Source organism: Bradyrhizobium sp. AUGA SZCCT0182 (assembly GCF_018130185.1).
Taxonomy (GTDB): domain Bacteria; phylum Pseudomonadota; class Alphaproteobacteria; order Rhizobiales; family Xanthobacteraceae; genus Bradyrhizobium.
The window spans coordinates 15,968-40,055 of sequence record NZ_JAFCLY010000025.1 but is presented as its reverse complement, the minus strand read 5'-3'; the positions used below and the strand labels follow the sequence as shown (position 1 = coordinate 40,055).

Sequence of the window (24,088 nt, the reverse complement as noted above, 5' to 3'; positions counted from 1 at the left end):
GAATTGACTTAGGTTCGAACAGACTTGGGTTCGATCAGTTCGCCGCCTTGGTGGCGGGCTTGTCGATCGCCGCCTTGTCGCCGGTCGCGGGCGCCGCGGTGGCGGTAGACTTGATGCCGTGCAGCAGGTCGGCCGCGGTCTTCAGCGCCTTGTCGTCCTTGGCGTCCGGCGGCACGTAGGATTGCGAGCCGGTCTTCTCGTCGCCGTCGTTCTTCAGATGGCCGCGGAGCGAGGCTTCGCCCTTGGTGTCGGTACGCGACTTCAGCTCGTCGGGGACGTCCTGCAGCACCTCGATATCGGGAACGATGCCTTTGGCCTGGATAGATTTGCCCGACGGCGTGTAATAGCGCGCGGTGGTCAGACGCAGCGCGCCGTTGCCGCTGCCGAGCGGGATGATGGTCTGGACCGAGCCCTTGCCGAAAGAGCGGGTACCGATCAGCGTCGCGCGCTTGTGGTCCTGCAGCGCACCCGCCACGATTTCGGAAGCGGAGGCGGAGCCACCGTTGATCAGCACGATCACCGGCTTGCCCTTTGTCAGGTCGCCGACATGCGCAGCGCGGCGCTGGGTTTCCTCGGCATTGCGGCCGCGGGTCGAGACGATCTCGCCGCGCTCGAGGAAGGTGTCGGAAACCGTCACCGCTTCCTCCAGCAAGCCGCCGGGATTGTTGCGCATGTCGATGATGAAGCCCTTCAGCTTGTCGGCGCCGATCTGATTCGTCAGATTGCCGATCTCGCGCTTGAGGCCCTCGGTGGTCTGTTCGTTGAAGGTCGTGATGCGGATATAGGCGATATCTTCGCTTTCGACGCGGGCGCGCACCGAGCGGACGCGGATATTGTCGCGTACCAGCGTGACTTCGATCGGATTGTCCTGGCCCTTGCGGATGATCTTGAGCCGGATCTTGGTGTTGACCGGCCCGCGCATCTTCTCGACGGCCTGGTTGAGGGTGAGACCCTGCACGGCTTCGTCGTCGAGATTGGTGATGATGTCGTTGGCCATGATGCCGGCCTTCGACGCCGGCGTGTCGTCGATCGGGGACACGACCTTGATCAGACCGTCTTCCATCGTGACTTCGATGCCGAGGCCGCCGAACTCACCGCGGGTCTGCACCTGCATGTCGCGGAAGCTCTTGGCGTCCATGTAGCTGGAATGCGGATCGAGACCGGCCAGCATGCCCGAGATGGCGGACTCGACCAGCTTGGAATCGTCTGGCTTCTCGACGTAGTCGCTGCGCACGCGCTCGAATACATCGCCGAACAGATTGAGCTGGCGATAGGTGTCCGAGGTCGCCGCACGCGCGACCGATCCCATCAGCACAGAACGAGGCTGCGTCACGAAGAGCGTCAATGCTGCGCCGGTGGCGGCGCTGAGGAGAATTACTGAAGTCTTGCGCATCATCCGCGAACCTTTTCGCCTTCATTTGCGGCCCACCATGGGCCTGGATCGATTGGAGTGCCGTCCTTACGGAACTCAACATAGAGCACGGGCTGACTCGCGGTGGTGGCGAGAATGGATGCAACCTGGGATGTCGACCCCATGGTCGCGACCGGCTCCCCCGTAAGTACAAACTGGCCGATGTTAACCGAAATGCGCTCCATCCCGGCGATCAGGACATGATACCCGCCACCGGCATTGAGGATCAAGAGTTGTCCGTAGCTGCGGAACGGCCCGGCGTAAACAACCCAGCCGTCACACGGGGTTGTGACCTGGGCACCGGCCCGGGCTGCCAAGGAAATGCCTTTTTCGACGCCACCTGCGCCGTCGGAACCGCCAAAATCGCGAATCTTGCGGCCATTGACCGGCAGGGCGAACAATCCCTTGGCGGAGGCAAAGGCGATCGCCGGGCTGAGCCGGGCAGGATCCTTCAGCGCCCCCAGATTGGGCTTGCCGCCGGGGGTCACCGGGGCCCCCTTCAGGCTGGCGGTGGCGGCCGCCTTGGCGGCGCTTTTCAGGTCCTGCTCCAGTTTGGCGATCAGGCCCTGCAAACTGTCGACCTGTTTGGACAGCGTGATGGCGCGGGCGGCTTCCGCTTCCATGTCCTTTTCGATCGCGCTCTGCTTGCGCTGCCGCTCCTCGACCAGCGCCGCCATCCGGATCTGATCGTCTTTCAACTTGTCACGGTCGAGCGCCAGCGCATCGCGCTCGGTGGCGATGGTCTTGCGGAGCGCGACGAGTTCGCCGAGATCGTTGGCCAATCTTTCCGCGCGACCGCGGAGCTCGGGCACAACAGATCCGAGCAGCATGGCGGTGCGGAGCGATTGCAGCGCGTCTTCCGGGCGGACCAGCAGCGCCGGCGGTGTGCGCCGTCCAGCACGCTGCAGCGCCGCCAGCACCTCGATGATCTCGGCGCGGCGCGAGTCGAGGGAGCCGCGAATCTGCTGCTCACGGCTGTCGAGCGGACGCAGCCGCGCTTCGGCGTCGCCGATGCGCGTTTCCACGCCGCGCACCTGGGCGGCGATGTCGATCAGCTGCGCGTTGAGCTTGCTGCGGTCCTGCCCGATCGCTGCGATATCAGCTTTAAGCTTCTGCTGCAGCTCGGCGGCCTTCTTCTGCTGCTCGCGCGCGGCTTCCAGTTCCTGCTCGCGTTCCTTGATAGCTTCGGGGGAAGGCGCGGCGGCTTGTTGGGCAGGCAACTGCTGGGCAGGCGCTTGCTGGGATGGTGCCGGCTGTGCGGGCGCCGTCACCTGCGCGGCCGCCGGCGAAATCGAAAGACCCATCAGGCTTGCGGACAACAGCACGACGCAAAGCGGAACACGCGACGCCAACGAACCATCATGGCCGATGGCGTCAGCGCGTACTTGAATGTCCCGTGTTGTGTGCATCCAGTTATTCAGCGCTCTCTATTCACGCTACCGTGCCTAAGCGCGGTGATAGGGGTGGCCCGACAGAATCGTCGCGGCCCGGTAAATCTGTTCCAGAAGCATGACGCGGACCATTTGATGCGGCCAGGTCGCCGAGCCGAACGCAATGCGCAGCTTGGCTCTGCGCTGCAAATCGGGCGAAAGTCCGTCCGCGCCGCCGATTGTGAAAATTGTGTTGGCGACAGCTTCGTCACGCCAGCGGCCGAGCTGCTGGGCGAAGCTTGCGCTGTCGATGCTCTTGCCGCGTTCGTCGAGCGCCACCAGCACGCATTTCTCCGGGATCAGCGCTGAAATCGCAGCCGCCTCGTCGGCGATCCGGGTCGCGGCGTCGCGCGCGCGGCTTTCCGGAATTTCATGAATCTCGAGGCCGCGAAAGCCGAGCTTGCGGCCGATGTCCTCGAAGCGCTCGCGATAGCGTTCGGCCAGTTCCCGCTCCGGGCCCTGTTTCAGCCGGCCGATGGAAACGACGACGATCTTCATTCAAAGCATGCCGCGCAAAAAATTCGTCAAATCGTTTACTCGCGCGCCAACGGCGCACGCACGCTACATGCGCTGCAGCCGATTCGCATCGGCTCAAAAACTCAGATCGCCTTCGCCGCCGCCGGGTTTTGCGTCCACAATCTTTCCAGATTGTAGAATTCGCGCACCTCGGGTCTGAATACGTGCACGACCACATCGCCGGAATCGATCAGCACCCAGTCGCAATTGGGCAAGCCCTCGACATGGATGCCTTTGATGCCGGTTTCCTTCAGGGCCTTGGTGACGTTTTCCGCGATCGCGCCGACGTGCCGGTTGGCCCGGCCCGTGGTGACGATCATGTAGTCGGAAAAAGCCGATTTGCCGCGAAGGTCGATGGTGACCGTTTCTTCCGCCTTCATATCGTCGAGGCGGGAGAGGATCATATTCAGCGTCTTGTCGGCGTCGGGTTGCGCCTTCAAGGCCGCAGCTTTGGTCGATGTTTTGCGGGCGGTTTTTGCAGCAGGCTTTGCAGGAGTCGCCTTTGCAGGAGTCTTGGAAACCTTGGGCAAAACAGACTTGGACAATACAGATGTGGCCAGGGACCATTCCTTTCACTGTATCGCGAACGCCGAATCCTTGGCGCCCACGGGCTATATTAGGCATGTGGGGTTAACGGTTTCAATATTCCAGTGAGCCCCAAAGCTGACTTTCAAGGCTCACTTCGTCCTCCAGCTTCCGTCCGAGTTCCGAAGGCCGGTCGAAGACAGGTTCAGTTTCATGCCGGTGAGGAAAGCCCAGGCGGGGGTCTGCTGATCCGCCAGCCGGGCGGCCTGATTCTCGGGCAGGCGGTAGCGCGCCAGCGCCTGTGCGGCAGGGGCGGCAAGCGCCCGGAAACTCTGTGGGGGGCGGTCGATCACAGCGATCGGCACCTCGGACGCGATGCGCCGCCAATCCTTCCAGCGATGGAACTGCGCAAGATTATCAGCGCCCATGATCCAGACAAAATGCACACCGGAGACGCGGCGCCGCAAATGGATGATCGTATCGACAGTGTACCTGACGCCAATGACAGCTTCGAGACAGCTGATATCGATGCGCGGATCGTCGGCGACTTTCCGCGCGGCATCGGCGCGTTCGGACAGGTCGTGCAGCCCGCCATTATCCTTCAACGGATTGCCCGGTGTCAGCAGCCACCAGACGCGATCGAGCTTCAGACGCTTCAGCGCGAACTGGCTGATGGCGCGGTGCGCCGCGTGCGGCGGATTGAACGAGCCGCCGAGCAGGCCAACGCGCATGCCGTTGGTGTGGAACGGGATCGCTTGCGAAGCGGATTGCGGCGGCATCAATGCCGCCACTGCGCGCGCGGGGTTTTGCTCGAAAGCGTCGTTAGGGTCACGGCCGCGTCTGCCCGGTGCCGTGGACGCGATATTTGAAACTGGTCAGTTGCTCGGCGCCGACAGGGCCGCGGGCGTGGAATTTGCCGGTGGCAATGCCGATCTCGGCGCCGAAGCCGAATTCGCCGCCATCGGCGAACTGCGTTGATGCATTGTGCAGCACGATCGCCGAGTCGACTTCGCTCAGGAATTTCTCGGCGGCATCGGCGTCTTCCGTCACGATCGCATCGGTGTGGTGCGAGCCGTGATTCTGGATATGCGCGATCGCGTCATCGAGCCCATCGACCACTTTCGCCGCGATGATCGCGTCCTCATATTCGGTGTCCCAATCTTCGTCGGACGCGGGTTTCACCCTGCTGTCGACGCGCTGCACGGCGGCGTCGCCGCGCACTTCGCAGCCGGCATCGATCAGCATTTCGACCAGCGGCTTGAGGTTAACAGACGCGCCGGCGCGATCGACCAACAAGGTCTCGGCGGCCCCGCAAACGCCGGGTCGGCGCATCTTGGCGTTGAGCACGATCGACTTCGCCATTTCGAGCTTGGCGGTGTGATCGACATAGACGTGGTTGACGCCTTCGAGATGCGCGAACACCGGCACGCGCGCTTCGGCTTCGACGCGCGCGACCAGGCTCTTGCCGCCGCGCGGCACGATCACGTCGACGCCGCCGTTCAAGCCGGTCAGCAGCAGGCCCACCGCGGCACGATCGCGGGTCGGCACCAGCGTGATCGCGGCCTCGGGCAGGCCGGCTTCGCGAAGACCCTGCACCAGGCAATCATGGATCGCGCGGCAGGAACGGAAACTGTCGGAGCCGCCGCGCAGGATCACGGCGTTGCCGGATTTCAGGCACAGCACGCCGGCGTCGGCGGCGACATTGGGGCGGCTTTCGAAGATCACGGCGATGACGCCGAGAGGCACCCGCACGCGCTCGATGGTCATGCCGTTGGGGCGCTGCCAGCTTTCGGTGACGGCGCCGATCGGATCGGCAATCCCGCGCACGGTCGCGACACCCTCGGCCATCGCTTCGACCCGGGCCGGCGTCAGCGTCAGGCGATCGATGAAGGCCGAGGTCGCGCCGCCGGCGCGCACTTCGGAGACGTCCTCGGCATTGGCGGCGAGGATATCAGGTGCGTGGCTGCGGATCGCGGATGCGATGGCGTCGAGCGCCCGGTTCTTCTGGTCGGGCGAGGCGAGCGCCAGCACCCGCGCAGCAGCGCGCGCGCGGGAAGCGAGTTCGGTCATCAAAGCGGGCAAATCGGCGTTGCCGTCGATGGCTTTCAGCGGCGCAGTCATGGTGGTCCCAAGTAGACGTCAGGTATCAGGTTAAGGCCATGTCCTAGCACGGAAATCCCGCATTTGCGAGGTGCGGACCCGGCATGGCTGGTGGGCTGGGCAGGGCGGAGAGGTCGGCCACTGGCCTAGAGCCCGTTGGAGGCTCTAGTTCTTTGTTGGTCGCGTTTTCCTGGCGCGAACCGGTGCCCACTTCGCTCGAAAACGCTCTATTTGACCGGAACAGTCCCGGCCGGCCCCACCACCAAATCATCGCGGTGGATCATCTCGGCCCGGCCGCTGATGCCCAGAATGGCCATGACGTCAGGCGAGGAGCGGCCTTTGATCTTGTCGGCGTCCTCGGCATCATAGGCCACAAGCCCGCGGCCGATTTCATGGGTATCCGGGCCGCGCACCACCACGGCGTCGCCGCGGGCGAACTGGCCGTCGATCCGGATCACGCCGGCCGGCAGCAGGCTCTTTCCGGCACGCAGCGCCGTAACCGCGCCGGCGTCGATGGTCAGCGTGCCCTTCGGCTCCAGCGATCCCGCGATCCAGCGTTTTCGCGCGGTGACGGGATTGGCCGGCGTCAGGAACCAGGTACAGCGGCCGCCGTCCGCGATGGCCTGCAGCGGATGCTCGATCTTGCCCGAGGCGATCAGCATGTGCGTGCCTGATGTGGTCGCGATCTTTGCCGCCTCGATCTTGGTGTACATGCCGCCGCGCGACAGCTCGGATTCGGCAGCCCCCGCCATCGCCTCGATCTCCGAGGTGACGGATTCCACGATCGGAATCAGTTTGGCATTGGGGTTGGCGCCGGGCGGCGCATCGTAAAGGCCGTCGATGTCGGACAGCAGGATCAGCAAATCGGCGCTCGTCATGGTGGCGACGCGCGCGGCGAGGCGGTCATTATCGCCGTAGCGGATTTCGTTGGTGGCGACCGTGTCGTTCTCATTGATGACGGGCACCGCGCGCCATTCCAGCAGTTTGGCGATGGTGGAGCGGGCATTGAGGTAGCGCCGGCGCTCTTCGGTGTCCTGCAGCGTCACCAGGATCTGCCCGGCCCCGATGCCGTGGTCGCCGAGCACTTCCGACCAGATCCGCGCCAGCGCGATCTGTCCGACCGCCGCCGCCCCCTGGCTTTCCTCCAGTTTTAACGGCCCGCGCGGCAGCTTGAGGCGGCTGCGTCCGAGCGCAATTGAGCCCGACGAAACCACCAGCACATCGCGGCCCTCGCCGTGGAGTTTGGCGATATCGGCGGCAAGGGCAGCCAGCCACGGCGCCCGCACCTCGCCCGCATCGGAATCGATCAGCAGCGACGAGCCGACCTTGACGACGATACGGCGAAAACTCTTGAGCGCGGGGCGTTTCATGGATTGAGGTCTTCGAATGCTCTGGAAGGGGGCTGTTTTGCAGCAGGACGCGGGCCGGTGCAAGCGACCCGGCACCGTATGAGCTATGTTTCAATGGTGGCCCCAGTCTGGTGTAATGGGGCAAATCTTGCAGGGGGAAGATAAATGGATCGTCGGTCGTTTTTGGCGGGATGTGCTGGACTGTCATTGGTCGGTCGCACGGGCGAGGCGCTTGGCCAGTCCGGCCCGCTGACGAAGATCATTTTCCCGTTTGCGGCGGGCGGCAGCGGCGATGCGCTGTGCCGCCTGATCGCGCAGTATCTCGGGCCTGCGCTCGATCGCAACGTGATTGTCGAGAGCCGTACCGGGGGCGACGGGTTGATCGGTATCCGGGCAGTGAAGGGCGCGAGCCCCGACGGCGCCACCGTTCTCGTGACCACCGGTCCCACCATGTATCTGCTGCCGATGGTCGAGACCGCGCCAAGCTTCGATGCGGCGAAAGATTTCGTGCCCGTATCGCAACTTGTTCGCTTCGAGTTTGCCATCGCGGCGAGCTCCGCGATTGGCGTCAAGGATTTTAGGGAATTGGTGGCTTGGCTGAAGGCAAACCCTGCAAAGGCGACCTACGGCGTGCCGGGCAGCGGCAACATCCCGCATTTCACCGGTTGGCAGCTCGAGCAGGTGCTCGGCCTTTCGATGACCAAGGTGCCGTACCGCGGCTCCGCGTTAATCGTGAACGACCTGATCGGCGGCCATTTACCGTTCGGTATCACAACAGTGTCAGATGCGATCGCGCAGCATCGCGCCGGGGGATTAAAGATCGTTGCGATTGCCAGTGCCACGCGCTCGTCGTTCTTGCCGGACATTCCTACTCTGAAGGAAAGCGGCGTCGATCTGGTGGCCGATGCCTGGTACGGCATGTGGCTGCCGGCGGGCAGCTCGCCGGACTTCGCGAAAAAGGTCAGCGCCGCGGTTGCCGAGGTGCTGACGAAGCCGGATGTGAAGGAGAAGCTGCTCGCGATAATGCTTATCCCGGTCGGCTCGACACCGGAGGAATTGACGCAAAGGCTCGCCGCCGACACCGCATTCTGGCAGCCGATCGTGAAGGCAACCGGCTACAAGATCACGAATTGAGGCTGGCGCGCACTGATATCGGTTCGAGGACTACCCTCATTTCGCTCCGGCCTTTTCCAGGATGGCCACCATCTCGCGATAGCCGTGACCTTTCGCGAGTTTGAGCGGTGTCGCGCCACTGCCGTCCGGAATGTTCACGTCGGCGCCGGCCTCGACCAGGGCGCGCAGCGTCTCGGTGTGGTTCCTGCCGCCGTCGCCAAGCACGATGGATTCGATCAGCGCGGTCCATTTCAGATTGTTGACGTGATCCAGCGGTGCCTTCGCGGCGATCAGCATTCGCACCACTTCAGCATGGCCAAGATGAGCTGCCGCGATCAGGGCCGTGCCGTCGTAGCGGCTGGTGACGGCCTTTGGGTTGCCTCCGCCCTCGATCGCGATTCGGAGCATCGGCACATCGTTGGCGACCGCCGCGATCGTGATGATGTCGTAACGATCGATCTCAAGCTTGTTGGGATCGGCGCCGAGCCGGATCAGGGCGCGGGCGGCATCGTGCTTTTTCAGGTAGACGGCGACGTGCAGCGGCGTTCGTTGCCGGCTGTCGGTCGCTTCCTTGTTTTCATTTGAGCCGATGCGCTGTTCGATTTCGGCGATGTCGCCGCGGGCGGCGGCGGCATGCAGGCCGCCATAGGCACGCACTTCCGTCTCGGTCGGGGCGATCTGGGCGGAGGCGGGCAGGGTGGTCACGAGCGCGAGAAGCAGGGCAGCGAGGACATGCATGGGAGAGCCTCCCGGCGCTATTGCGTTGCAATCCGCTTGCGGATCGCGGCGAGCTCCGCCTCGTCCCAGATCCCGATCAGTACGCCGTTCTTGACCTGAAGCTGGTTCTCCGCGTAGGCGGCGATCTTCGCGTTCGGCGTGGTGATGTGCATCTTGGGATGCAGCGCCCAGTCGAACAGCGCCGCCTGCAGCCGCCCGATCACGTCAGCGCATGACGGATCTTCGCCGCGATCGACAAATTCCTGCGGATCGCTTTCGAGGTCGTAGAGCATCGGGCGGAAGCCTGAGGCCTGAACGTATTTCCAGCGGCCGTCGAACGCCATGAACAGGCGGCATTGTTCGATCGGCTGGTTCAGCTTCAAGCGAACGTCCTGCATGCAGTAATCGTACTCGGAGAACGCCACCTTGCGCCAATCGGCGGGAGTAGCGCCGTGCAGCAGGGGCATCAGGGAGCGGCCTTCGAGAATATGATCCGGCGCCTTGCCGCCGAAATACTCGATGAAGGTCGGCGCCAGATCGATCGCCTCGACCAGCGCATCGCTGACAGTGCCGCGCGTCGCGTCGGCCTCGCGTGACGGATCGATCACGATCAGCGGAATTTTGGCGGATTGATCGTGGAACAGATCCTTCTCGCCCATCCAGTGGTCGCCGAGATAGTCGCCATGGTCAGAGGTGAACACGATCATCGTGGTGTCGAGCAGGCCGCGGCTCTCCAGGAACTGCATCAGCACGCCCATCTGGTCGTCGATCTGCTTGATCAGGCCCATATAGGTCGGGATGACTTTTTCCCGCGCCTCGTCGCGCGCCATGTTGCGCGAGTAGCGCATGTCCATATAGGCGGCGAACACCGGATGGGCTTCCAGACGCTCCTTCTCCGAGCGTACCGCCGGCAAGATGTCGGCGGCGCTGTACATGCTGGCGTAGGGCTCGGGGGCGATATAGGGCCAATGCGGCTTGATATAGGACAGATGCAGGCACCAGGGACGTCCGTCCGCTTCGGCCTCTGTGATAAAATCCATCGCGCGGCGGGTCATGTAGGGCGTTTCGGAATGCTCTTCGGAAACGCGCGCGGCCTTGTCGGCGTGCACCAATAGCCAGCCATTCTGCAGCGCGCCGTCGTCATCCGCGCCTGAATTGGCCCAGTGCTCCCAGGGATTGGTGGCCTCATAGCCCTGCTCACGAAGATAATTGTCGTAACGCGGGCGGGGCCGGTTATCGGGATGCAGGCCGTCGTCGCGTTCATAGGGCTCAAAACCGCATTCCGACACATGCACGCCGATGATGGAATCCGGCGCGATCCCGAGCGCCTTCAGGCCTTCGATGTCAGGGGCCATGTGAGTCTTGCCGACCAGCACGTTGCGGACGCCGATCTTGTTCAGGTGATCGCCGAGCGTGGGCTCGCCCACCCGCAGCGGCCAGCCGTTCCAGTGCGAGCCGTGCGAGCGCATGTAGCGGCCGGTGTAGAACGACATCCGCGAGGGGCCACAGATCGGTGACTGCACATAGGCTTTTGAAAAGCGCACGCCGCGTTTCGCCATCGCATCGATGTTCGGCGTGGTCAGCGTCGGGTGGCCGGTACAGCCCAAATAATCATAGCGAAGCTGATCGCACATGATCCAGAGGACGTTCTTGGGCTGCGGCATGCTTCACACAGGGTACGATTTCAATCGTCCGATGCTGCAATATCGAACGGCTGATTGCAAACCGCCTTGCGCCGCAAGCTTCAGCCCTGCGGCGTCGCCGGGGTCCAGGGTTCGGCCTGTGCCGCGCCGCCCTTGGCCTTCAGCGAAACCGGGGCTTCGCCGATCACCTCGACCAGCGCCTTCAGGGCTTCCGGCATGCCTTCGCCGGTCACCGCCGAGATCAGCAGCGGCGTCTTCTTCGCCGCGCGCTTCAACCGGTCCTTTTGCTTCTTCAGCTCGTCCGGCGTCACGGCATCGATCTTGTTGAGAGCGACGATTTCGATCTTCTCGGCGAGATGTCCCTCATAGGCATCGAGCTCGGTGCGGACCGTCTTGTAGGCCTTGCCGGCATGTTCGCAGGTCGCATCGATCAGATGCAGCAGCACGCGGCAGCGTTCGACATGGCCCAAGAACCTGTCGCCGAGGCCGGCGCCTTCATGCGCGCCCTCGATCAGGCCCGGAATATCCGCCAGCACGAATTCACGGCCCTGCGCATTCACGACGCCGAGCTGCGGATGCAATGTGGTGAAGGGATAGTCCGCGATCTTCGGCTTTGCCGCGCTGACGACCGAGAGGAAGGTCGACTTGCCGGCGTTGGGCAGGCCGACGAGGCCGGCATCGGCGATCAATTTCAGCCGCAGCCAGATCCAGCGTTCCTCGCCTTCCTGGCCGGGATTGGCGTTGCGCGGCGCGCGGTTGGTGGAGGATTTGAAATGCGCATTGCCGAAGCCGCCATTGCCGCCTTCGGCCAGCACGAATTTTTCGCCGAGCGTGGTGAAGTCGTGGATCAGGGTCTCGCGATCCTCGTCGAAGATCTGCGTGCCGACCGGCACCTTGAGCACGATCGACTTGCCGTTGGCGCCATGGCGGTCCTTGCCCATGCCATTGGTGCCCTTCTGCGCCTTGAAGTGCTGCTGGTAGCGATAGTCGATCAGCGTGTTCAGTCCATCGACCACTTCGATGACGACGTCGCCGCCGCGGCCGCCATTGCCGCCGGAGGGGCCACCGAACTCGATGAACTTCTCGCGGCGGAACGCAACGCAGCCGTTGCCGCCGTCGCCGGAGCGGATATAGACCTTTGCTTCGTCAAGGAATTTCATGATGGCTTCTATGGCGTTTTCGAGCGAATTGGGCAGCGGATCGCGGTGCAATCAAGTTTACGCAGATTGCGTAGACTTATCTGCGGTAAACGCGTCAAACGAGCGCTGGAGCCTCGTTCCGATCAATCGGTGCAGAATAGGTACTAGGTAAGGCAGGGGGGCCGCTGCGGCAACCCTCAAGCCACCAAACATTGGCGAAAAGCCTTAATTTTCGGGCCTTTTTACGGCCTTGGGCGATATTCCGGCCGCTCAGGCGTGATATCGCTCCAACCAGCTTACATCGGGGCCTGGGGTGATCGAAAGAGACGCGATCAGCTCGGCCGCTTGCGGATCAAAAACTTCTGCATGCCTTCCAGCACCAGTTCCTTGCGCTGATTGAACACGGTCGAGCGCAGCGTCACCACGCCGGTGCTGCGGCCGGGGACAAGTTCGGTTACTTCAAGCGCGGGATAGATGGTATCGCCGGCATAGACCGGCTTGAGGAACCTACTCGACTGTTCGAGAAATCCGATCAGCGATTCCTCGACAATGTAAGGAAACAGCCCGGCGCCCGGCGCGGTGTGGACCAGGGTCTGGAATCCATGCGCGAGCAGGTCCGGCATGCCGCGGGCGCGGCAATATTCGACATCGTAGTGGATCGGGTGGGTATCGCCGCTCGCGGTCTGGAACGCGGCGAACACGGCCGAGGTCTGGGTCCGGCTCGGGATCACGAAACGCTCGCCGAGCTTGAAATCCTCGAACCAGCGCTGCTCAGACACCATACGATGTTGGGCGGGGTCGAAGTCGGTCATGGCTCGGATTCCTGTTGTGCCTTGCGAGATGGCGTACCGGTATCGCAGAGGGGATACTGCGACAATCCGTTCAATTCGTCATGAGGGGTAAACGCACAAAGCGCGCCTTCGCACTGGACATCCCGGGCGTCCACGTCTTTAAAACATCGCAGCAACAAAAAGACGTCGATGGCCGGAGCCTTGGCGTAAAGACGCGCTTCGCGCTTTTGTCCGGCCATGATGGGAAACGCCGAATTCATCGATGAGCCTCTTCGCAAAACCATCCACCTATGACGAGCGTTCCGCGCGGCTGGCCGGCATCGGATTGATGCTGCTGTCGATCTTCATGTTCTCGTTCGGCGACGCGCTCGGCAAGTTCATGGTCGCGACCTATTCGGTCGGGCAATTGCTGTGGCTGCGCGCCTGCGCGGCGCTCCTGGTGCTGCTGCCGATCATCTGGAAGCAGCGCGCCGAATTCACGCGCCTGGAACGGCCATGGCTGCAATTGCTCCGGGTGACGCTCTCCACGCTGGAAGTTGCCGCCTTCTTTATCGCGACCGTCTATCTGCCGCTCGCCGACGTCATCACCTATTATCTGGCGGCGCCGATTTTCGTCACGGCGCTGTCGGGGCTGGTGCTGGGCGAGCGCGTCGGCTGGCGGCGCTGGACCGCCATTCTGATCGGCTTCGCCGGCGTATTGATCGCGCTGCGGCCATCGGCACAGACCGTGAGCTGGCCCGCAATGATCGCGCTCGCCGGCAGCTTTTCATTCGCGTTGCTGATGCTGATCACGCGCTCGCTGCGGGCGACGCCGGATATCGTGCTGGCGTCATCGCAATTCGCCGGCACCTTCCTGCTCGGCGCGGTGATGTCGCCGTTTGGCTGGGTGACGCCGTCGCCCGGCAGCCTGGGCCTGTTTGCCGCGGCGGGCATTATTTCGGTGTGCGCGCTGCTATGCGTCAACCGCTCGCTGAAACTGGCGCCGGCCAGCGTCGTGGTGCCGTATCAATATTCGATGATCGTGTGGGCGGTGATCTTCGGCTTCGTGGTGTGGGGAGACGTGCCGTCACCGGCGACCATCGTAGGCGCCGCGATCATCATCGGCGCCGGACTTTACATCTTCCTGCGCGAGCAGCAGCTCGGGCGCGAGGAGACGGTGGTCAATCCACCGGCGTGATGATTCTTCCCTTCTCCCCTTGTGGGAGAAGGTGGCGCGAAGCGCCGGATGAGGGGTCTCCATCCGCGGAGACAACCCCTCACCCGTCACGAACGCGCTTCGCGCGTCCGTGCCACCCTCTCCCACAAGGGGAGAGGGGAAGGGAGACGGCTACCGCTCTCTCCTCGTCGAAGTGCCCCAGTTCTTCAGCGACGACCAGACGCTGCGCGACAGACGGAAACAGTCGACCGGGGTCGACGATCCCAGCGCCTCGAAGCGGTGCAGTTCGACGCCGCTCCACTGGAAGCCGCATTTCTCCAGGATGTTGCGCGAGGAGGGGTTGGCGACGCGGGCGCCTGATATCAGGTGCTCGGCATCGAATTCCTCGAAGTGAAAATCGATCACCGCGCGCGCAGCTTCGGTGCCAAAGCCCTGGCCCCAATGCTCGACGCCAAGCCAATAGCCGAGTTCCGGTGCGTCCTGCTCGCGCCAGTCGATGCCGACCATGCCGAGCGGCGAATGATTGTTCTCGATCAGGAACACGGTTGCCCGGCCACCGCCCAACGCGCGCACGAATTCGACGGCGTGATCCCTTGAGTACGGATGCGGCAGGCGGCGGGTGTTTTCCGCAATGCGGCGATCGTTGGCGAGGTACGCAATCGCTTTTACGTCCGCGAGCGTCGGCCGGCGCAAGGTCAGCCGCTCGGTCTCGAGGACGCATGGACTCGCTTCACGCAATGTCGGGGTCGGGATGTCCTGCAACATGTCGGGCTCCTGAAATGCGAAAACATACGCAAACAAAAAGGGAGGCCGGTTTCCCGCCTCCCCTTGGAGCCTTTTTTGACTCCGCCGGTTCAACAGGACCCGGCGGACTCATGTTGTCCACCGTCTATTCGGCCGCCTCCGCCATCGGAACAACCGATACGAAAGTGCGGCCATTGCCTTTTGCACGGAACTCGACGTGACCTTCGATCTTGGCGAAGAGAGTATGGTCGGTGCCCATGCCCACATTAAGGCCGGGATGCCAGGTGGTGCCGCGCTGACGCGCGATAATGTTGCCGGGGATCACGTGCTCGCCGCCATACGCCTTGATGCCAAGGCGCTTGCCTGCTGAATCACGTCCGTTCCGCGATGAACCGCCTGCTTTTTTGTGAGCCATGGCCCGTCTCCAACTTCGCCGTAATCTAGATCAATTCCTTGACGGAATCATTTCACGCTTTGTCACGCATCACATTCTGATGCGCTGATATCACTTCTTGGCTGCAGCCTTCTTGGCCGGAGCCTTTTTTGCGGGCGCCTTCTTGGCCGCCGGTGCCTCGTCGCCCTCGGCGGGCGCCGCGACGACCTTTTCCTTCTTCGGCCGCGGGCCGATCGAAGGCTTGGCGTTATCGGCCAGGATCTCGGTGATGCGAAGCACCGTGAGCTCGTCGCGATAGCCGCGCTTGCGGCGCGAATTCTTGCGGCGGCGCTTCTTGAACGCGATCACCTTGGCGCCGCGCTTGTGGTCCAGCACTTCTGCCGCGACCGAGGCGCCGGCGACCGTGGGCATGCCCAGCACCGGCGTGTCACCGCCGAGCACCAGAACTTCGCCAAGTTGCACGATCGTGCCGACGTCGCCGGCGATCTTGCCTATCTCGAGTACATCATTCGGAACGACCCGGTATTGCCGGCCGCCGGTTTTGATGACTGCGAACATCGTTTTATTCCTTCGTGTTCGATCCCGGCCTCGGACGTCTCCCCATAGGGGCATGTCCGGGTCGGCTTTTTGGTCAGTCGTTATGGGTACGATTTTCGCACGGTCGGGGTGTGAGCCCTCAAATTCGCGCAAAAACAAGCGGCGCGAGAAATCCCGCGCCGGATGCCGGGACTTATAGCCGCTGGCAGCCCCGAGTCAAGGCAAAGGAGCCCAAAAACCGGGCCAAATGAAGGATTTGGATCAGGAAACGGCGAATAGGGCGGCCCATTCGCTGCTCGCCCTTCGCCATTGGCCACTCGCCCAAGTGAAACCAATGGGTTCCCCGCCCGTTGTGTCACCGAAATCCGGTTGGGCTAGGGCAAAAATGGCAGAAGACACAGTCACGACAACGGGCATCGCCCGCCACGGCGCAGGCCGTCTACCGTCCGTCGAGGTCGACAGCTTTAATATAGAGCTGAAGGACGATGACGGGTTCCTCGGTGACCGCGCCAGCAAGGGCGCGTTTCGCAAGATATTGGATACGCTGCGCAAGCCGCTGAAGAAAAACGGCGACGATCCGTTGGGGAAAAAATCCACTGACGAGATCGCCAAGGGCGACCTCGACGAGGCGCTGGTGGGCGACGATCTCGCTGCCGCCGCGCTGGTGCATGGCGCGATCGAGGAATTCGCGCAGGAGCTTGCCTATGTGACCGGGCGCTTCCTCAAGACCAAGGCCTGGGCTGATACCGAGCGCATTGTGGTCGGTGGCGGATTCCGGCAAAGCCGGGTCGGCGAACTCGCGATCGCCCGCACCGGGCTTCTCCTCAAGGCCGAGGAGTATGACGTCGATCTGGTGCCGATCCGTTTTCATCCGGATGACGCCGGCCTGATCGGCGCGCTGCACCTGGCGCCGTCATGGATTTTCGAGGGCTATGACAGCATCCTGAGCGTCGACATCGGCGGCACCAACATCCGCTGCGGCGTGGTCGAGACGCGCTGGAAGAAGACGCCCGATCTTTCGAAGGCCGAGGTTTGGAAGTCCGAACTGTGGCGGCATGCCGACGACGAGCCGACGCGCGAGGGCGCGGTAAAACGGCTGGTCAAGATGCTGAAGGATCTGATCGCCGAGGCTGAAACAGAGGGCCACAAGCTGGCGCCTTTCATCGGCATTGCCTGTCCCGGTGTGATCAACGGCGATGGCTCGATCGAAAAAGGTGCACAGAATCTGCCGGGCAATTGGGAGAGCAGCAAATTCAATCTGCCGGCAAGTCTCGTGGAAGCTATACCGATGATCGGCGATCACGACACGGCGGTGTTGATGCATAATGACGGCGTCGTGCAGGGGCTTTCCGAGGTCCCTTACATGCAGGATGTCGAACGATGGGGCGTGCTGACCATCGGTACCGGTCTCGGCAATGCGCGCTTCACCAATCGCAGGAAAGAAAACGGCAAGAGCGAAAAGGCCAAAGACAAGGGCGACAGCGACAAGGACGACAAGAAAGCAAAGAAGGGTAAAGATTAACGGGCGCGTTCGAGTTCGGTTAATGCCGGCCGCAGCGAGCAAAACCCCTGAAAACAAGGGACCGGAGCGATTTTTCCGATTCCAGCGGTGCGCGCGATGAGAGTTCCGTCGGCGCGCGGTAAGGTTGACTGGTTAGGTTAAAACCGGGATCGCGTTGCCCTTTCCGCGCGCGCCGCTACCGTCAAATCGTCGCTCCAGCTGACCGGCGAAGCCGCACTTCCCGGCCAGAATTTCAAAGTAGCGGCACGGGGCCGTCAGTGTTTTGTCGCGTCTGGCGGCCCCACCTTTATCTCCCACTCAGCTCCAACCTATGCGTTTGAAGAACGCCGCGATCTCGGATGCTGCGCGCTCGGGATCTTCGCGATGCGCGAAGTGCCCGACGCCTTCAAACATCGCAAGATCGAGATTTGAAAAAGTCTCGCCGAGCCGATCGGTCCAGGCGTAGGGAAACAGCGGGTCGTGTTCGGCCCAGCGAACGCAGGTCGGCAGATCGATCGGTGTCAGCCTGGGCGCCTCGCCCTTCAGCATCCGGATGCGCCCGGCATGCGCGCCGCGATAATACGCAAAGCCGCCGGCGAGGTTTCCGTCTTTCAGGAAATTGTCGACGAACGCTTCGAGCACGTCGTCGAATGCCTGGCGGCGATGGCTCCAGTGTTTCAGGAAATAGCCGATATAGGCGCGGCAGCTGTCGCGGCTGGCGCCGATCAGCATGGGTGCGATCTCGAGCTGGTTGAGCGACTGGTACCAGATGTGGTTCAGCCGGTCCGGCTCCGCCATCCGCCGCCCGATGCCGGGATGGACGAAATCGAAGAAGAACAATCCGGCAATGCGCTCCGGCGCGGCGCGTGCCAGCGGCTGCATCAGCCCGCCGCCGACATCGTGGCCGACAATGCCGGCCTGCGCGAGGCCGAGCGCATCCATCAGCGCCAGCATGTCCTCGGCGTGCCGATCGGGACCGTGCGGCCCATTGGGCTTGTCGCTGTCGCCGAAACCGCGCAAGTCGGGCGCATAAAGCGTGAAGCGATCGGCGAGCCGCGCCATGACAGGCTCCCAGGTCAGCCAGAATTCGGGCCAGCCATGCAGCAATATCAGCGGCTGTCCTTTCCCGGCGCGGGCGACATGGAACGCGGCGCCATTGGCCCGAACCGTCAAATGCTCCATTTTTCGGCTCCTTTATTGGTGTCCTGGGTGCGCTTGGGTGTCAGCGAAAATCTTGCCCCCGCGCCTTGTCTGGCCCGCCGTCCTCGCCTAGAACTCGCCCCGACCGCGGGTGAGGAATCACCCCAAAATGGCGCCTGGAGAGGTGGCAGAGTGGTCGAATGCACCGCACTCGAAATGCGGCATAGGTGCAAGCCTATCGGGGGTTCGAATCCCTCCCTCTCCGCCACCGCAGCTTCCGTAGTCATTCGCCGCCGTTCGCCACGGTCCGTCAAGCTGGTGATAAGATTAGCTTTATTCGGTAATTTCCTTCTTTACAGGTTCGTTGCCGTCCGTCAAAATCCGCTTGATATTTGTGGATTGATTTGTGGACAAGATGACATGCCGCGAATGATCGGGAAGCTAACCGCATTGAAGGTTCAGAAAGCCCGTAAGGCCGGCATGTATGCCGACGGCGGGGGATTGTACTTGCGTGTCACCGACAGCGGCGCAAAGAATTGGGTGTTCCGCTTTATGCTAAACGGTCGGGCGCGCTGGATGGGTATGGGGCCGCTGGCGCTCTACGGACTGCAGGATGCTCGCGCAAAGGCGTTGGATGCCCGGAGGCGTCGCTATGAAGGCACCGACCCTATCGAGGCCCGAAAAACTGAACGCATGCGAGTGCGGCTAGATGAGGCTAAAGCGACCACGTTCAGCGAGTGTGCGAAAGGTTACATCAAGTCACATCGTGCGGGTTGGCGAAATCCAAAGCACGCTGCGCAATGGGAAGCAACCCTTGCTACCTATGCCGATCCAATCATTGGCGAGCTGCCGGTGCAGTCTATCGATATGGCGCTAGTGCTCAAAGTGCTCGAACCCATTTGGACCTTAAAGTCCGAAACGGCGGGTAGGTTACGAGGGCGGATCGAGGCTGTGCTCGATTGGTCGAAAGTGCATGGGTATCGAGAGGGTGAGAACCCGGCGCGGTGGCGTGGCCATCTCGATGTAATATTGCCGGCACGCTCCAAAGTGCGCAAAGTTCGGCACCACGCAGCAATGCCGTACGCATCGCTTCCTTCGTTTTTAGCGAAATTGCGCGGCCAAGAGGGCATCGCGGCCTGCGCGCTTGGATTCGCGATCCTGACGGCAGCTAGGACCGGCGAGGTGCTCGGCGCGAGATGGGGCGAGATCAATTTGCGCGAAAAGGTTTGGGTTGTCCCGCCAGAACGAATGAAGGCTGGCGCGGAGCATCGCGTTCCACTATCGACGCCTGCGGTTTTCATCCTAGAGCAAATGCAGAGTTGTCAGCGGACAGATGATCAGGATGGTTTCGTGTTTCCCGGCGGGAAAGCCAGTAAGGCCTTATCCAACATGTCGCTTCTGATGACGCTTCGGCGCATGAGCCACGACGGCATCACCGCACATGGCTTCCGTAGCAGTTTTCGCGATTGGTGTTCCGAGCGTACAAATTTTCCCGCCGCGGTTGCTGAGATGGCGCTCGCGCACACCGTCAGTGACAAAACGATTGCCGCGTACAGCCGGTCCGATCTCTTCGAGCGGCGACGCCGCCTCATGAACCAATGGGCTACATTCTGCAATACGACTGAGCCGCACGAGCAACGCAAAGTAACGGCGATTGGCCGTTTGTGAAGTCCTCTGTCCGGCAATTCATGCATAAGAGGCTGCAGTTGCCAGGGGTAAAAGGCCTTTGAAATAATCCGGGGAGTTTTTGTGGAGACCTACAAAGCCGGGTGTTTTGGTCGGCGCTAAGCTGCGTGGGTGCAGGTATCTGCACGCAGATATCGGTTTTTACCCCCTAAAGGTATAAAGGAATACCAAGTAATAGGGTGCCGTGTTTTTCGCCTTTCAAAGTGAACTAAGCCTTTGGGCCGTAAGGCATGCTCGTTCGGTAATGCGTAAAGAAATCCGGGGGTGCCGAGCCATTAGCGTCTTATACGCTGTGTGATTTATATGGCGACTGCAATACGCTGTCATGCGCGGCCCAACTACGGAATGCCTTACGGTGTCATACACGGCCCAAAGGGACGCTTCTGCATTACGGTGTCATACAGACAGAGTTTTGAGATTTTTTCCCGAAAATTTTCGAAACATTACAAATACGAGCGATCTACCTCGGGGTTCTCGGTTTTGAACTAAGGGTGGGGCTATTTTAGTCGGGTCGACCCTTTCATTGTGCGAAAAGGGATTACGTTGGTGGCTATTTCTAAGCTTGACTGGGACTTCGACGACGTTCGGAGATTCGACAACGAACGGGCAGAGCGACTTGAAGGGGCCCCCGATTTCAATACGCTGGGCGATCAAGTTTGCGATGCTCTAGTTTCCGCGTTGTCGAGTGGATCGATAAGATTTGCCGTTGACTCTTATCGTGACGCACAACGTGCCATTGTGCAGTTTCGCTTACATCCCAACTTGTACGATTTGTTTTTTAATGCACGATCTGGATACCGGGCGCAGTACTGGATTAGTGCTGAAAGTGGCCTGTCGGCCAATAAGAACCTGATGCGTCTTGTTGTACGCAGATTGAGCTTGGGTGGGATTTTGCCGGAAACAATCGCGGCCCGGCTTATTCAAGTTGAAGATGACGGGTTTGGACGAAAAGATGTAGACATCGGCGAAACAGTTGTAGCCCGCGAATTCGTTCTAAAATCACTGAGTTCGGATAGCTCAAAAATATGGGTAAGTGAGCGACTAATCGGGCGATGCATCGGTCCGCTGGAGGACTTAATGACAGAGACGCTTCGTTCAGCATGCGCGCTTAACGTCAAACATTGGCCGACCGCCCAGGCACCTTTGCCGCAAGCTGATCAATCGTGGTTCGACATCAAAGGTGCTTATGAAGGAATAGACCAGCCGAAATCCGCTTTGGTTCGTGCTCTTGATTTGCACAACACGGGATGGTCTTGACGGTTCGGACCGCAGTCATTTTTAAGATCGGCGCAGGTGCCTGCACGCCATAGGTTTAAAGGCGAAGGCGTTATACGAAGTCCGCTTTGCTGCGCATAACGGACTCTAGTCGGACATCGCTCCATGTCCGAAAAGTGCCAGAAGCGATATCATGCGGGAGCAAAGGCTTGGGCTCAGCTTTTACCGCGGCGCCCCAAAGAGACGGACTGGCATGACGGAACGGCTACCAGCCACCCCCGCTGGTCGATTGATCGCTTCCACAATCGCTCGACGCATTATTTCTGCTTCCGCTTTATCACCATCGATGGTGATGAGACCGAGATCGAGCGCCGTTCGAGCCTGCATCGTGCCATTGAGCAACGCAGCAAGGATGGCCTCGCTGGTCACGATGACGGTGTCACCAGGCAATGCGCCTGACGTGTGGGCTTGAAGTTCATAATTCTGACGTCCCGGACTGAGCCTTGCCCACAGATTTGAATCGATGAACAGAATCGAAATGGCGGGCGATTGTCCCTCGACAGCGGGCGTGGACGAGAGCAACCGTTGAAATGCGTTAAGCCGCCCCACCGCTCGCCAGTAGCCTGCGGAACCCGGGAGAATAGGATCGGTCGTTGACTTGTCAATGAGGCCCGCCGCGACGGCATCACTGATAGCGAAGGCAACCATCATCGACCTTGGATGGGCGGCACTGAAGCCACCACCCAGCAGACCGTCGAAACCGCAAGCCTTGGCAGACGGTGCTCCTGCTCCAAAGAACAGAAGCACCGCCGCTGTTGTAGCAATCCAGAATGCAGATCGCATGTCGAAGTGCCGCACTTTATGGCGTCACAATATTGAACCAGAACGGAAAGTTGTCGAGCATGCCGACAAACTCCGCCAAGGCTTCACGTTTGCCGTCCACTTTCATATCGCCCGACGTGATCGCCTGTTCGGGCGTGATCTCGGCGAGCTGAATACGATCGAGCGTGGCCTTGGTCAGCGTAATCTTGGCGTCGGCGTTCGCCGCCGCCTTCTTAGCGTAGTTGAGAACGCCGTTCTCGATCGTCAGTGCATACGGCTGTTTGAGATCGGTGAACTCGACATTAAGTATGAGCTTCTTGCCTGCCGCTTTCTCGCCGTTGAGCCGCACCGCGAAGTAGTCAAACGTCATCTCTGGCGGCATGGCCTTAATGGTGTCCGGGCCTGCTGTGCTCATTCCGCCCGATTGCGGCACCCCGTTGCGCAGCTCGAAGGCGCCTTGCAGATAGACCGAACGCCAGGGTCCGGACTCCGCCTGATACCCCAGCTGCTCATATGTATCGGCAAGTAACTCCTTGGCATCCTTGTTGTTGGGGTCGGCAAACACGACGTGCTTCACCGTCTCCGCGACCCAGCGGTATTCGCCTTTGTCGAAGTCGGCCTTAGCTTTCGCCAGTACCGCGGCGGCGCCGCCCATATACTCGATGTATTTTTTCGCTGCATCTTCGGGCGGCAACTGGTCGAGCGTCGATGGGTTGGCATCATAGAAACCCATGTAACGCTGATAGACTGCGCGAGTGTTGTGCCGCACGGTTCCGTAATAGCCGCGGTTATACCATTGCTTGTCGAGTTCCGGCGGCAACTTCACCATGTTTGAGATTTCGATACCGGTGTAGCCCTTGTTCATCAGGTTCACGGACTGATCATGAATATACTTGTATAGATCGCGGTGCTTTTTCCAGTAATCTATAATCTGGGCATTGCCCCACATCGGCCAGTGGTGGCTTTGGAATTTGACTTCGACGTCGGGTCCGTAGGTGTCGATTGTCTCATTTAGAAAGCCCGCCCACTTGAGGGGATCGCGGACTTGGGCGCCGCGTAGCGTCAGAACATTGTGCAACGTGTTGGTGGAGTTTTCGGCCATCCACATTGCTTTGAATTGCGGGAAGAAGGTGTTCATTTCGGCAGGCGCCTCTGTGCCGGGCGTCATCTGAAACACCATGGTCACGCCATCGATCTCGACTGTCTCGCCGGTCTTCTTAATTTCGCGGGTTGGCAAGATCAACCCGGCGGTCCCGGTCGATATGGTCTGGCCAAGGCCGCCATTGACGCCGCCCTGCGAGTTACGCGGCAGCATCGCTCCGTACATATAGACCGCGCGGCGGCTCATCACATTTCCAGCAATTACGTTCTCGCTGATAGCGTGCTCGGAGAAGTGTTCCGGCGCGATGATCTGAACTTTCTTAGCGTTGACGTCAGCCTCGTTCACCATGCCGCGCACACCGCCGTAATGGTCGGCGTGCGAGTGGCTGTAGATCACGGCGACCACGGGCAGCGTGCCTAGATGTTGACTGACAAGCCCGTAGGCGACCTTTGCGGTCTCCTCGGAAAGCAGCGGATCGAACACGATCCATCCACTATCGCCGCGTATAAAAGTAGCGTTGGTGAGGTCATAACCGCGAACTTGGAAAATACGGTCGTGTACCTTGAACAAGCCATACTGCATGTTGAGCTGCGCGTTGCGCCAAAGGCTCGGATTCACACTGTCGGGCGCTGGTTTGTCGTCGCCGATGTAGGCCTTGTATTCCTCCAAATCCCAGACAGCATTGCCCTTCGCGCCCTTGATGGTGAGCACATCGTGCTTGCCGATGAGGCCCCGCTTCGCGTTGTCAAAATCCGTACGATCGTTGAAATTGAGCGTCTGCTGCAACGTGCGGTTGGCTGCCTTGGTGGCCTCGGTGGCGGCCTTGGGTTGAGACTGAGCAAACCCGGGACCCGCGAACGGCACCGCGAGCGCAGCGATCACCGTTCCTCGCATAAGCGACACTAGTAATTTCATGATTAGCCCCCTTGCAAATACTGTCGATGATGGGCGCGGTGCTTGGCTGCGGATCGAGATCCAACAAGCTTTGAGCTTAGCAGACTCCTGCAGAACAATGATATGGCCCTTTAGGGCACCATGGCTCAGCCGAATGGGAAAT

23 protein-coding genes and 1 tRNA gene are annotated in these 24,088 nt (G+C 61.2%); 6 read left to right on the top strand and 18 right to left on the bottom strand.

From position 1 onward, the window contains the following. Positions 1-34: 34 nt before the first annotated feature. From JQ611_RS24620 to proB, 7 genes are all read right to left on the bottom strand, one after another. Positions 35-1,396, bottom strand: a complete 1,362-nt coding sequence (locus JQ611_RS24620; RefSeq protein ID WP_212267728.1) for a S41 family peptidase — start codon at positions 1,394-1,396, stop codon at positions 35-37. Beyond that, positions 1,393-2,715, bottom strand: a complete 1,323-nt coding sequence (locus JQ611_RS24615) for a murein hydrolase activator EnvC (RefSeq protein WP_212466878.1) — start codon at positions 2,713-2,715, stop codon at positions 1,393-1,395. The genes JQ611_RS24620 and JQ611_RS24615 overlap by 4 nt, the downstream gene beginning before the upstream one ends. A 141-nt stretch (positions 2,716-2,856) precedes the next feature. After that, positions 2,857-3,339, bottom strand: a complete 483-nt coding sequence (rlmH, locus tag JQ611_RS24610) for a 23S rRNA (pseudouridine(1915)-N(3))-methyltransferase RlmH (protein WP_212267731.1) — start codon at positions 3,337-3,339, stop codon at positions 2,857-2,859. A gap of 101 nt (positions 3,340-3,440) precedes the next feature. Further along, positions 3,441-3,797 (bottom strand): ribosome silencing factor, encoded by a 357-nt coding sequence (gene rsfS, locus JQ611_RS24605; RefSeq protein ID WP_212267734.1) that lies wholly within the window; start codon positions 3,795-3,797, stop codon positions 3,441-3,443. Between the two features lie 237 nt (positions 3,798-4,034). Then, positions 4,035-4,661, bottom strand: a complete 627-nt coding sequence (locus JQ611_RS24600; RefSeq protein ID WP_212267737.1) for a nicotinate-nucleotide adenylyltransferase — start codon at positions 4,659-4,661, stop codon at positions 4,035-4,037. 49 nt (positions 4,662-4,710) lie between these two features. Next, complete coding sequence (locus tag JQ611_RS24595) at positions 4,711-6,003, bottom strand: glutamate-5-semialdehyde dehydrogenase (RefSeq protein WP_212466839.1); 1,293 nt, start codon at positions 6,001-6,003, stop codon at positions 4,711-4,713. A 206-nt stretch (positions 6,004-6,209) separates the two neighbouring features. Further along, on the bottom strand, positions 6,210-7,352 hold the full coding sequence (gene proB / locus JQ611_RS24590) for a glutamate 5-kinase (protein ID WP_212466838.1): 1,143 nt from the start codon (positions 7,350-7,352) through the stop codon (positions 6,210-6,212). A 144-nt stretch (positions 7,353-7,496) separates the two neighbouring features. On the opposite strand from proB, the gene JQ611_RS24585 reads away from it, so the two are divergent. Next, positions 7,497-8,465: a Bug family tripartite tricarboxylate transporter substrate binding protein gene (locus JQ611_RS24585; protein WP_212466837.1), complete on the top strand. Its 969-nt coding sequence runs from the start codon at positions 7,497-7,499 to the stop codon at positions 8,463-8,465. 36 nt (positions 8,466-8,501) lie between these two features. Here JQ611_RS24585 and JQ611_RS24580 read toward each other — a convergent pair whose 3' ends face one another. The 5 genes from JQ611_RS24580 to JQ611_RS24560 form a co-directional block, all read right to left on the bottom strand. Then, on the bottom strand, positions 8,502-9,182 hold the full coding sequence (locus tag JQ611_RS24580; RefSeq protein ID WP_212389379.1) for an ankyrin repeat domain-containing protein: 681 nt from the start codon (positions 9,180-9,182) through the stop codon (positions 8,502-8,504). Positions 9,183-9,199: 17 nt separating this feature from the next. Continuing rightward, complete coding sequence (locus JQ611_RS24575) at positions 9,200-10,825, bottom strand: alkaline phosphatase family protein (RefSeq protein ID WP_212389378.1); 1,626 nt, start codon at positions 10,823-10,825, stop codon at positions 9,200-9,202. A gap of 80 nt (positions 10,826-10,905) precedes the next feature. After that, a complete protein-coding gene (obgE, locus tag JQ611_RS24570; RefSeq protein ID WP_212204199.1) occupies positions 10,906-11,964 on the bottom strand; it encodes a GTPase ObgE in 1,059 nt (352 codons plus the stop codon). A 311-nt stretch (positions 11,965-12,275) separates the two neighbouring features. Then, complete coding sequence (locus JQ611_RS24565; protein ID WP_212267753.1) at positions 12,276-12,755, bottom strand: MaoC family dehydratase; 480 nt, start codon at positions 12,753-12,755, stop codon at positions 12,276-12,278. Beyond that, positions 12,752-12,994, bottom strand: coding sequence for a hypothetical protein (locus JQ611_RS24560; RefSeq protein ID WP_212389377.1), 243 nt, complete (start codon positions 12,992-12,994; stop codon positions 12,752-12,754). Before JQ611_RS24560 ends, JQ611_RS24565 begins: the two co-directional genes overlap by 4 nt. A 2-nt stretch (positions 12,995-12,996) precedes the next feature. On the opposite strand from JQ611_RS24560, the gene JQ611_RS24555 reads away from it, so the two are divergent. Then, the gene (locus JQ611_RS24555; RefSeq protein WP_212267757.1) at positions 12,997-13,911 is read left to right on the top strand and encodes a DMT family transporter; all 915 of its coding nucleotides are present in this window, start codon (positions 12,997-12,999) and stop codon (positions 13,909-13,911) included. A gap of 150 nt (positions 13,912-14,061) precedes the next feature. Here JQ611_RS24555 and JQ611_RS24550 read toward each other — a convergent pair whose 3' ends face one another. From JQ611_RS24550 to rplU, 3 genes are all read right to left on the bottom strand, one after another. Beyond that, the gene (locus tag JQ611_RS24550; RefSeq protein WP_211999220.1) at positions 14,062-14,655 is read right to left on the bottom strand and encodes a GNAT family N-acetyltransferase; all 594 of its coding nucleotides are present in this window, start codon (positions 14,653-14,655) and stop codon (positions 14,062-14,064) included. 124 nt (positions 14,656-14,779) lie between these two features. Beyond that, on the bottom strand, positions 14,780-15,049 hold the full coding sequence (rpmA, locus tag JQ611_RS24545) for a 50S ribosomal protein L27 (RefSeq protein ID WP_192739055.1): 270 nt from the start codon (positions 15,047-15,049) through the stop codon (positions 14,780-14,782). Between the two features lie 90 nt (positions 15,050-15,139). Next, complete coding sequence (gene rplU, locus JQ611_RS24540; protein WP_212267759.1) at positions 15,140-15,586, bottom strand: 50S ribosomal protein L21; 447 nt, start codon at positions 15,584-15,586, stop codon at positions 15,140-15,142. A 364-nt stretch (positions 15,587-15,950) separates the two neighbouring features. On the opposite strand from rplU, the gene JQ611_RS24535 reads away from it, so the two are divergent. Continuing rightward, complete coding sequence (locus tag JQ611_RS24535) at positions 15,951-17,087, top strand: ROK family protein (RefSeq protein ID WP_212267761.1); 1,137 nt, start codon at positions 15,951-15,953, stop codon at positions 17,085-17,087. 297 nt (positions 17,088-17,384) lie between these two features. On the opposite strand, the gene JQ611_RS24530 is transcribed toward JQ611_RS24535, so the two are convergent. Continuing rightward, a complete protein-coding gene (locus JQ611_RS24530) occupies positions 17,385-18,248 on the bottom strand; it encodes an alpha/beta fold hydrolase (protein WP_212389376.1) in 864 nt (287 codons plus the stop codon). 136 nt (positions 18,249-18,384) lie between these two features. Between JQ611_RS24530 and JQ611_RS24525 the strand changes: the two genes are divergently transcribed. The 3 genes from JQ611_RS24525 to JQ611_RS24515 all read left to right on the top strand — a co-directional run bounded on the left by JQ611_RS24525 (position 18,385) and on the right by JQ611_RS24515 (position 21,149). Beyond that, positions 18,385-18,474, top strand: a tRNA-Ser gene (locus JQ611_RS24525). Positions 18,475-18,626: 152 nt separating this feature from the next. After that, entirely contained in the window at positions 18,627-19,874 is a 1,248-nt protein-coding gene (locus JQ611_RS24520) for a site-specific integrase (RefSeq protein ID WP_249133422.1), read from the top strand. A 564-nt stretch (positions 19,875-20,438) separates the two neighbouring features. Then, complete coding sequence (locus JQ611_RS24515) at positions 20,439-21,149, top strand: hypothetical protein (protein ID WP_212466836.1); 711 nt, start codon at positions 20,439-20,441, stop codon at positions 21,147-21,149. 180 nt (positions 21,150-21,329) lie between these two features. Here the strand turns inward: JQ611_RS24515 and JQ611_RS24510 are convergent, their stop codons facing one another. Continuing rightward, the gene (locus JQ611_RS24510) at positions 21,330-21,950 is read right to left on the bottom strand and encodes a hypothetical protein (RefSeq protein ID WP_212466835.1); all 621 of its coding nucleotides are present in this window, start codon (positions 21,948-21,950) and stop codon (positions 21,330-21,332) included. Positions 21,951-21,966: 16 nt separating this feature from the next. Then, positions 21,967-23,946, bottom strand: coding sequence for an alkyl/aryl-sulfatase (locus JQ611_RS24505; RefSeq protein ID WP_212466834.1), 1,980 nt, complete (start codon positions 23,944-23,946; stop codon positions 21,967-21,969). Positions 23,947-24,088: the final 142 nt, after the last annotated feature.

Bases quoted from the DNA above. Each gene is read 5' to 3' on its own strand.
- JQ611_RS24550 (WP_211999220.1), bottom strand. From the start codon at position 14,655: ATGTTGCAGGACATCCCGACCCCGACATTGCGTGAAGCGAGTCCATGC.
- JQ611_RS24600 (WP_212267737.1), bottom strand. From the start codon at position 4,661: ATGCCGCCGCAATCCGCTTCGCAAGCGATCCCGTTCCACACCAACGGC.
- JQ611_RS24535 (WP_212267761.1), top strand. From the start codon at position 15,951: ATGGCAGAAGACACAGTCACGACAACGGGCATCGCCCGCCACGGCGCA.
- rlmH (WP_212267731.1), bottom strand. From the start codon at position 3,339: ATGAAGATCGTCGTCGTTTCCATCGGCCGGCTGAAACAGGGCCCGGAG.
- JQ611_RS24555 (WP_212267757.1), top strand. From the start codon at position 12,997: ATGAGCCTCTTCGCAAAACCATCCACCTATGACGAGCGTTCCGCGCGG.
- proB (WP_212466838.1), bottom strand. From the start codon at position 7,352: ATGAAACGCCCCGCGCTCAAGAGTTTTCGCCGTATCGTCGTCAAGGTC.
- JQ611_RS24560 (WP_212389377.1), bottom strand. From the start codon at position 12,994: ATGAATTCGGCGTTTCCCATCATGGCCGGACAAAAGCGCGAAGCGCGT.
- JQ611_RS24595 (WP_212466839.1), bottom strand. From the start codon at position 6,003: ATGACTGCGCCGCTGAAAGCCATCGACGGCAACGCCGATTTGCCCGCT.
- JQ611_RS24565 (WP_212267753.1), bottom strand. From the start codon at position 12,755: ATGACCGACTTCGACCCCGCCCAACATCGTATGGTGTCTGAGCAGCGC.
- rpmA (WP_192739055.1), bottom strand. From the start codon at position 15,049: ATGGCTCACAAAAAAGCAGGCGGTTCATCGCGGAACGGACGTGATTCA.
- obgE (WP_212204199.1), bottom strand. From the start codon at position 11,964: ATGAAATTCCTTGACGAAGCAAAGGTCTATATCCGCTCCGGCGACGGC.
- JQ611_RS24585 (WP_212466837.1), top strand. From the start codon at position 7,497: ATGGATCGTCGGTCGTTTTTGGCGGGATGTGCTGGACTGTCATTGGTC.
- JQ611_RS24580 (WP_212389379.1), bottom strand. From the start codon at position 9,182: ATGCATGTCCTCGCTGCCCTGCTTCTCGCGCTCGTGACCACCCTGCCC.
- JQ611_RS24615 (WP_212466878.1), bottom strand. From the start codon at position 2,715: ATGGGTCTTTCGATTTCGCCGGCGGCCGCGCAGGTGACGGCGCCCGCA.
- JQ611_RS24620 (WP_212267728.1), bottom strand. From the start codon at position 1,396: ATGATGCGCAAGACTTCAGTAATTCTCCTCAGCGCCGCCACCGGCGCA.
- JQ611_RS24520 (WP_249133422.1), top strand. From the start codon at position 18,627: ATGCCGCGAATGATCGGGAAGCTAACCGCATTGAAGGTTCAGAAAGCC.
- JQ611_RS24530 (WP_212389376.1), bottom strand. From the start codon at position 18,248: ATGGAGCATTTGACGGTTCGGGCCAATGGCGCCGCGTTCCATGTCGCC.
- JQ611_RS24505 (WP_212466834.1), bottom strand. From the start codon at position 23,946: ATGAAATTACTAGTGTCGCTTATGCGAGGAACGGTGATCGCTGCGCTC.
- JQ611_RS24510 (WP_212466835.1), bottom strand. From the start codon at position 21,950: ATGCGATCTGCATTCTGGATTGCTACAACAGCGGCGGTGCTTCTGTTC.
- JQ611_RS24575 (WP_212389378.1), bottom strand. From the start codon at position 10,825: ATGCCGCAGCCCAAGAACGTCCTCTGGATCATGTGCGATCAGCTTCGC.
- rplU (WP_212267759.1), bottom strand. From the start codon at position 15,586: ATGTTCGCAGTCATCAAAACCGGCGGCCGGCAATACCGGGTCGTTCCG.